The 6,792-nt window shown below is 35.7% G+C and carries 6 protein-coding genes; 3 read left to right on the top strand and 3 right to left on the bottom strand.

Going from position 1 to position 6,792, the window contains the following annotated elements:
• Nucleotides 1–157: 157 nt before the first annotated feature.
• The gene (locus ON09_RS21340) at nucleotides 158–1,726 is read right to left on the bottom strand and encodes a hypothetical protein (RefSeq protein WP_010603107.1); all 1,569 of its coding nucleotides are present in this window, start codon (nucleotides 1,724–1,726) and stop codon (nucleotides 158–160) included.
• 90 nt (nucleotides 1,727–1,816) lie between these two features.
• On the opposite strand from ON09_RS21340, the gene ON09_RS21335 reads away from it, so the two are divergent.
• Together ON09_RS21335 and priA are read left to right on the top strand one after the other, a co-directional pair.
• Nucleotides 1,817–2,203, top strand: coding sequence for a DUF423 domain-containing protein (locus ON09_RS21335; protein ID WP_010603106.1), 387 nt, complete (start codon nucleotides 1,817–1,819; stop codon nucleotides 2,201–2,203).
• Nucleotides 2,203–4,683 (top strand): replication restart helicase PriA, encoded by a 2,481-nt coding sequence (priA, locus tag ON09_RS21330; protein ID WP_010603105.1) that lies wholly within the window; start codon nucleotides 2,203–2,205, stop codon nucleotides 4,681–4,683. The genes ON09_RS21335 and priA overlap by 1 nt, the downstream gene beginning before the upstream one ends.
• Here priA and ON09_RS21325 read toward each other — a convergent pair.
• Entirely contained in the window at nucleotides 4,680–5,366 is a 687-nt protein-coding gene (locus ON09_RS21325; protein WP_010603104.1) for a hypothetical protein, read from the bottom strand. The genes priA and ON09_RS21325 overlap by 4 nt on opposite strands.
• A gap of 182 nt (nucleotides 5,367–5,548) precedes the next feature.
• On the opposite strand from ON09_RS21325, the gene ON09_RS21320 reads away from it, so the two are divergent.
• Nucleotides 5,549–6,205 carry a protein-L-isoaspartate(D-aspartate) O-methyltransferase gene (locus ON09_RS21320; protein ID WP_010603103.1) on the top strand — a complete coding sequence of 219 codons (657 nt, stop codon included), beginning with the start codon at nucleotides 5,549–5,551 and terminating at the stop codon, nucleotides 6,203–6,205.
• A gap of 53 nt (nucleotides 6,206–6,258) precedes the next feature.
• Here ON09_RS21320 and smpB read toward each other — a convergent pair whose 3' ends face one another.
• Complete coding sequence (smpB, locus tag ON09_RS21315) at nucleotides 6,259–6,708, bottom strand: SsrA-binding protein (protein ID WP_010603102.1); 450 nt, start codon at nucleotides 6,706–6,708, stop codon at nucleotides 6,259–6,261.
• Nucleotides 6,709–6,792 lie beyond the last annotated feature (84 nt).

Below are 6,792 nucleotides of genomic sequence, written 5' to 3'. Positions count from 1 at the left end.
AATGACTTTTGTAGATGGATTTTCGTAAAGCGTCAAACATGGTTTTTGTGCCAAAAAGCGCATACTGCTGGGCATTTACATTTTTGAAGCTGGCGATAATGACTAAGGCAAGTAAGAGTTTCTTCATGTATAATTTAGGTTCTTGGCAATTTTCTTATTAACGGATACTTAGCGAATCTGGTATTAAAGCTTGTACATATTTATTTAACAGTACATTAGTGATAAATTTGTTTTGATCAGCAACGAGTTGATAACAAAACGTATCAAAACTTCTTAAGCCACTATCTGCCCGAAGGTGCTTGTAATATTTTAAAGATAGATTATCTCGTAGAATATCGCTCGAATTTTTCAGGTTGATATAATATGTGACATTAGATGTCGACGAAATTTGATTCATGGCATCAAGATAATCAGCTTTCTGAATAAGCAGTTTGTTATTTTTGTAACTATTTAAAAAGGATTGTAAAGTACTGGCGTTGTTAGCCACAACCATGTAGTTATCAATGATGATATAATATGGTCTGCTGAAATGTTTAAAGGCCTCTCCATAATAACTGTAGAGGATATTGGAAGATTTAAAAATTTTAATATCCTCATTGTAATCTGTACTAACATCTAACAAAAGTTGCTTAACTTTTTCTCCGTTGCTAAGTTGAATGGTAGCTAACTTTTCTGTAGTGCTTAACTGAAATGTTGCAAACTGATTTTTAGTATAAATCGGGAATATTGAATTTAGATCTGTACGGTATTGATTTTTAACATCATTAATAATTGATTTTGCTCGATCGCTGTCTTTTATTTGCGTTTGAAAGAGGATAAAATCTTTATACCATGATGGAAAATCTTCAAAAGCATATATGGTGTAATTAGCCGTATTATCTGGTAAGATATTTTGAATATTGGTAACCTGGGCTGCACTCGTTTCAAAAAGTTTCAGATAACTATCTTCATTTTTTAGCGTGGTGTTTCCGTTAAAGAGAATTCGTTCCTTACTGAAATTGTAACTTAATGAAGCAAAACCATTCTGTTTATTGATGAATGCAATATTTCCGTTTAAATTTCCTGACAAGATATTCTTCAATAATAAAGGCGCCTGATTGAAATTAAGGTAAACCTGTGCCAAGGCACTTTTTGCCGCACCACTATGCTCTTTAATATAATCTGTGAATGGATTTTCTGACAGGCGTACAGCTGCATCCTTAATTAATTTTAATGAAGTGGAAAATGTAATTACTCTATCCTTAATCTGCGCATAAGCTGAGATGGTATCGTTCAGGTTAATTCGATATAAATCATCTTTAATTAATGAAATGTATTTTTTCGACTTGATGAGGGTATTAAGCTTGCTCACATCTTCTTCAGGCTTAATTTGTACAGTTAATAAAAAATTAAGTGATTGGTTCGAATCTGGAAGCAGGCTAATGTAAATGTTTTGATCTTTAATATAACTGTTCAATCCGTTATCATCAATAATCAGTGTTTTTAATTCGGTTAAAAAATTAGTTTTTTCTTTCCCTAACACTTGCTGAACAAGATTCTGAGCTTTTATGATCTCATAAAAACTTTTGTCATTTTGAAAAGATACCACCAATGAGGCATTATTGGTAGCACACTGAAGCGCTAAATCTTTTGCATTATTTTCTTGTCCTAATTTTGAAAAATATAGGTACGTCATGAAAACAATACCGACTAATAAGGCAACTATTAAAATTATGATCTTTTTCATTTGCTGTGCAACAAATTTAATTTATTACATTGATTAGAGCGAAGTTCTATGCCAATTTATTAATTTAGCGATTGCTTCAAGCAAAAATATATGAATAAACGAATTATACTTACTGCTTCTTTTTTTGGTGTAGTGGCTGTTTTACTAGGTGCTTTTGGCGCACACGGCTTAAAGGCTTTAATAGATAACTCATCAATGGAAATTTGGCAAAAAGGAGTTGATTATCAATTCTATCATACTTTCGCTCTTTTATATCTTTCTACTTTTGCCAGGTATAGAAATAAGCTGATCAATATCGCTTACTTCTGTTTCACCTTCGGAATAATTTTATTCTCAGGATCTTTATACCTACTGGCCACCCGGAGTATTTTACACCTAGATTTCATTAATTTAATTGGGCCATTAACACCAATCGGCGGGTTATTGTTCGTATTGGGATGGATCATGTTGTTTTTTGCAGCTTTTAAAGATAAGTAATGGATAGTTTCGGAAATGATATTTTTGCAGAGAGAGAAACACTTTTTGTAGAAGTTATTTTGCCTTTATCTTTGGCGATAAATTATACTTATCGGGTACCCTTCGACTTGAATGACCAGGTTGCAATAGGTAAAAGAGTTGTGGTTCAGTTTGGCAAACATAAAATTTATACTGCATTAATCAGTGGAATTTCTACCAAGCCACCTGGAGTATACGAAGCGAAATACATTATCGATATCATTGACGCAGAACAGGTAGTCACCCCAACTCAGTTGAAGTTTTGGGAATGGATGAAGAATTATTACATGTGCAATGAGGGCGACGTCATGTCTGCCGCTTTACCAGCCAGTTTAAAACTTGCAAGCGAAACCATTCTCATTCTTCGCGATGATTTTAATGACGAAATTGCCCTTACAGAGAAAGAAGAAATAATTGTTTCCGCATTAAAAACGCAGGAGAGGCTTACTGTTAATGATGTTTCAAAACTATTAGGACAAAAAACAGTTTACCCGATCATCAACGATTTATTGGATAAAGAGCTGGTTCTGGTAGCAGAAGAAGTTGTACAGAAATACAAGCCCTTATTAAAGTCGTTCGTTCTATTGAATGATTTTTACACGGATCAGGAAAATCTAAAACAGTTATTTTCTGTTTTGGAGAGAGCACCCAAACAGTTAGATGCTTTACTTGCTTATCTTAAACTACAAAAATCAAATCTTCCTATTTCAAAAGAACAACTTTTAGAAGAAAGCAATTGCGGACCTGCAGCACTTAAAGCACTTACCGATAAAGAAATTTTTATAGTAATGAAGCGACCGGTGAGCAGGTTGGCAGCTCATGATGAAGCCTTTAATGTAAATTTCCAACTTAATGATGGTCAAAAGGATGCATTGGTCAAAATTCAAAATGCATTTGAAGAGAAAGATGTGGTACTGCTTCATGGTGTTACCGCTTCAGGGAAAACACAGGTTTACATTAAGTTAATCGAAGAGGTTATTCAAAATACTGATGGTCAGGTCTTATTCCTGTTGCCAGAAATTGCGCTAACAACGCAAATTGTAGAACGTATAAAACGTTATTTCGGCAACGCAATCGGTGTTTATCATTCTAAATTTAATAATAGCGAGAGGGTTGAGATCTGGAATAAAGTAAGAACCGGCGCTTACAAGGTTGTTCTTGGCGCACGATCAGCAGTTTTCCTTCCCTTTCAGCATTTGAAGCTGATTGTGGTAGATGAGGAACATGAACCTTCTTACAAACAATATGATCCGGCTCCAAGATATCAGGCAAGAGATGCTTCAATCTATTTAGCCCACCTGCATCAGGCTAAGGTGATTTTGGGTTCCGCCACACCATCACTGGAAAGTTATTATAATGCTTTGCAAGGTAAATACACCTTGGTTGAAATGAAAGAACGTTTTGGCGGAGTGCAGCTGCCAAATCAACAAGTGGTGAGTATTTCGGAAGAAACAAAAAGGAAAACCATGGTTTCGTATTTCTCCAGTGTATTGATTAAGGACATCGATCTGGCGCTTTCTAAAAAGGAGCAAATTGTCCTTTTTCAAAACCGAAGAGGATATGCAACCATTTTGATTTGTGCTACTTGCGGCTATACGCCCAAATGCGTCAATTGCGATGTAAGTTTAACCTACCACAAAAGTAGCGGTAAATTGCACTGCCACTACTGCGGCTATCAGCAGAGCAGTGTAACTATTTGTCCGGCCTGTGGCTCAGTACATGTCGAACAAAAAGGTTTCGGAACCGAGCGTATTGAAGAAGAACTCAAGCTGCTTTATCCGGATATTACGATTGCCCGTTTAGATATGGATAGCACACGCACCAAAAACGGTTTGCAGCAAATTTTAACTGATTTTCAAGAGAAGAAAACCGACATCCTGATCGGCACACAAATGGTGGCTAAAGGTTTGGATTTTGATAATTTAAGTTTGATAGGCGTTATCAATGCCGATACACTTTTAGGTTATCCTGATTTTAGAGCTTACGAACGCAGTTTCCAACTTCTGGCTCAGGTAGCAGGAAGAGCTGGCAGAAGAGCAGATCAGGGCAATGTATGCATTCAAACTTATGATGCAGATAACCGAATCATTAAACAAGTTGTAAATAATGATTACGAAGGAATGTATAACGATGAGATTGCTGAACGTGAAAAATTTCAGTATCCGCCATTTTCAAGAATGATATTCCTTTACATTAAGCACAAGGATTCTCATGTCTTAGATCATGCTGCGTTGAGTTTGGCAAATATCTTAAAAGCTAAATTCGGTAAAAGGGTTTTAGGGCCAGAGCAGCCACTGATTAGCCGTGTTCGTAACCTTTACATCAAGCAGATTATTATAAAGGCAGATAAACATACTGCAATACAAAAAGTAAAAGATGCTTTAAGGGAAACACTTACGCAGTTTAATGCCACCAAAGAGTTTAAGGGTGTTTTTACTCAGATTGATGTAGACCCGTATTAATTTTTACTGTTGAAGTTAAACTGAATTCCGGCCGAAACAGGATTTAATAAAAATTCCCATTTATTATAGGTGTTAACAGTTCTTCCTGCTAAGTTAGGCTGTGTAATATCTTGCTTTTCATAGGAATAATAAAAATCTAAGCTACTTTCTGCAAACACAGATAGATTGGGGATAATATTAATCTTGAACCCCAGTGAAGGTGTCATCACCAATCCATTTTTGCTAGCATCTGCTGATTGACTAGTTGAAGGCACCATTTCATTTGCTGGCGTCAATGTTCCGGTAAATTTGTTTGAACGGTAACCGATGTCGAAAGCGAAATAAGGTTGGATTCTTGAATAATTGAAGTTTTTCTCGAAACCAATTTTAAATGAATAATCAGTTACTTTTCCTTGTGCTATCTCGCAAGTTTCGCAAGTATTTTGAAACATTACATCTCCACTTCTAAAATAATTTCCGCTAATTCTATAGCTAATCTGGTTGTCGTTAAATTTAAGCATCACACCATTCCCATACATTTTAGTATAGTCTTGAGTATTCGTTTGATTTAGTATCTTCGGTAGTTGCATCAGGCTGAATGCCCTTGCTGCGATAGAGTAATTATAGTCGGCACTGGTTTGTGCTAAAATATTTGTTGATACGGCTGTGCTTAACAAAAATAAGCCTATTAATACTTTTTTCATATACAGATATAGATTGAGCAGTGTATTTTAGACTTCAAAAGTAGAAATAATTCCTTAATACACAATTAATGTTTAACACTTTGTTTAGAGCCTAACCTTTTAGTTTTGATTTACTGCAAGTTAGGTTAATGTTGAATTCTTTATCTTGTAACAATGTTTAAAAAAGCTAATTTTGAGACTTCATGGCCTATAAATTTGTTGATAATTACCGAGAGCGTGGTGCGAGAAAGAAGTTAGTTGAATTACTGAAATCTCGTGGAATTGAAGATAGGAGCGTATTAGAAGCTATAGGCAAAGTGCCGCGTCATTTCTTTTTCGATGAAACATTTTGGAATCAGGCTTACAAAGATATTGCTTTCCCAATAGGAGATGGGCAAACCATTTCTCAGCCTTATACTGTTGCTTATCAAAGTGAATTATTGCACATCAAAAAAGGCGATAAAGTGCTGGAAATTGGAACAGGCTCTGGATACCAAACTTGTATTTTAATGGAACTTGGTGCGGAGGTTTTTACCATTGAACGGCAAGAGAACATTTACAACAGAACCATTCAAGTTCTTCCAGGCATGGGCTACAAGCCTACATTTTTTTGCGGTGATGGTTCAAAGGGGATTGCTAAACATGCACCTTATGATAAAATTATCGTAACGGCAGGGGCGCCGCTGGTTCCAGAGATTCTACTCAAGCAGTTAAAAATCGGCGGTATTCTTGTTATTCCCGTTGGTGATGAAAAAACGCAAAAAATGGTAACGGTCATCCGCGTAAGCGAAACAGATTACGAAAAAATAGTTTTAGATACCTTTAGGTTTGTGCCACTGGTTGGCGATCAGGCCTGGTAGTGCTTGGCAGTTTCAGTTCGAACTAAAGTTAAAATCTTCGAGTTGAGGCTAAACTACCTTTTCATCGCCCGATCCAATTCGCGTTTAGTATCTCTATCTTTAATACTATCCCGTTTGTCAAATTCTTTTTTACCCTGAGCCAGGGCAATTTCCATTTTTGCAAATCCACGTTCATTAATGAAAATTCTTAATGGCACAATGGTATAGCCTTTCTCTTCACCTTTTAAACGTAATTTTCTAAGTTCTTTCTTTTGAAGTAATAGAGCCCGGTCTCTTTTAATATCATGATGGTAAAACGAACTGTGGCTATACTCTGAAACATGAAGATTTCTTACATATAAAATGCCCCCGATAAACATGCAGAATGCATCCGTCATGTTAGCCTTTCCCTGTCTAATCGCTTTAATTTCTGTTCCTAAAAGGGCAATTCCTGCTACATATTTATCTAGTAAATTGTAATCAAAATATGCTCTCTTGTTTTTTATATTGATATCGTTTTTCAAAATTGAAGTATGTTATTGGTAGATAAATTCTACGTGATCTAATTCAGCAAAAATGCCGGGCTGCAAATATCTTAAAATTTGATG

This window comes from Pedobacter agri PB92, assembly GCF_000258495.1.
Lineage (GTDB): Bacteria > Bacteroidota > Bacteroidia > Sphingobacteriales > Sphingobacteriaceae > Pedobacter > Pedobacter agri.
Note: the sequence above shows the minus strand (reverse complement) of the source record. Positions and strands in the feature narration are given on the sequence as shown.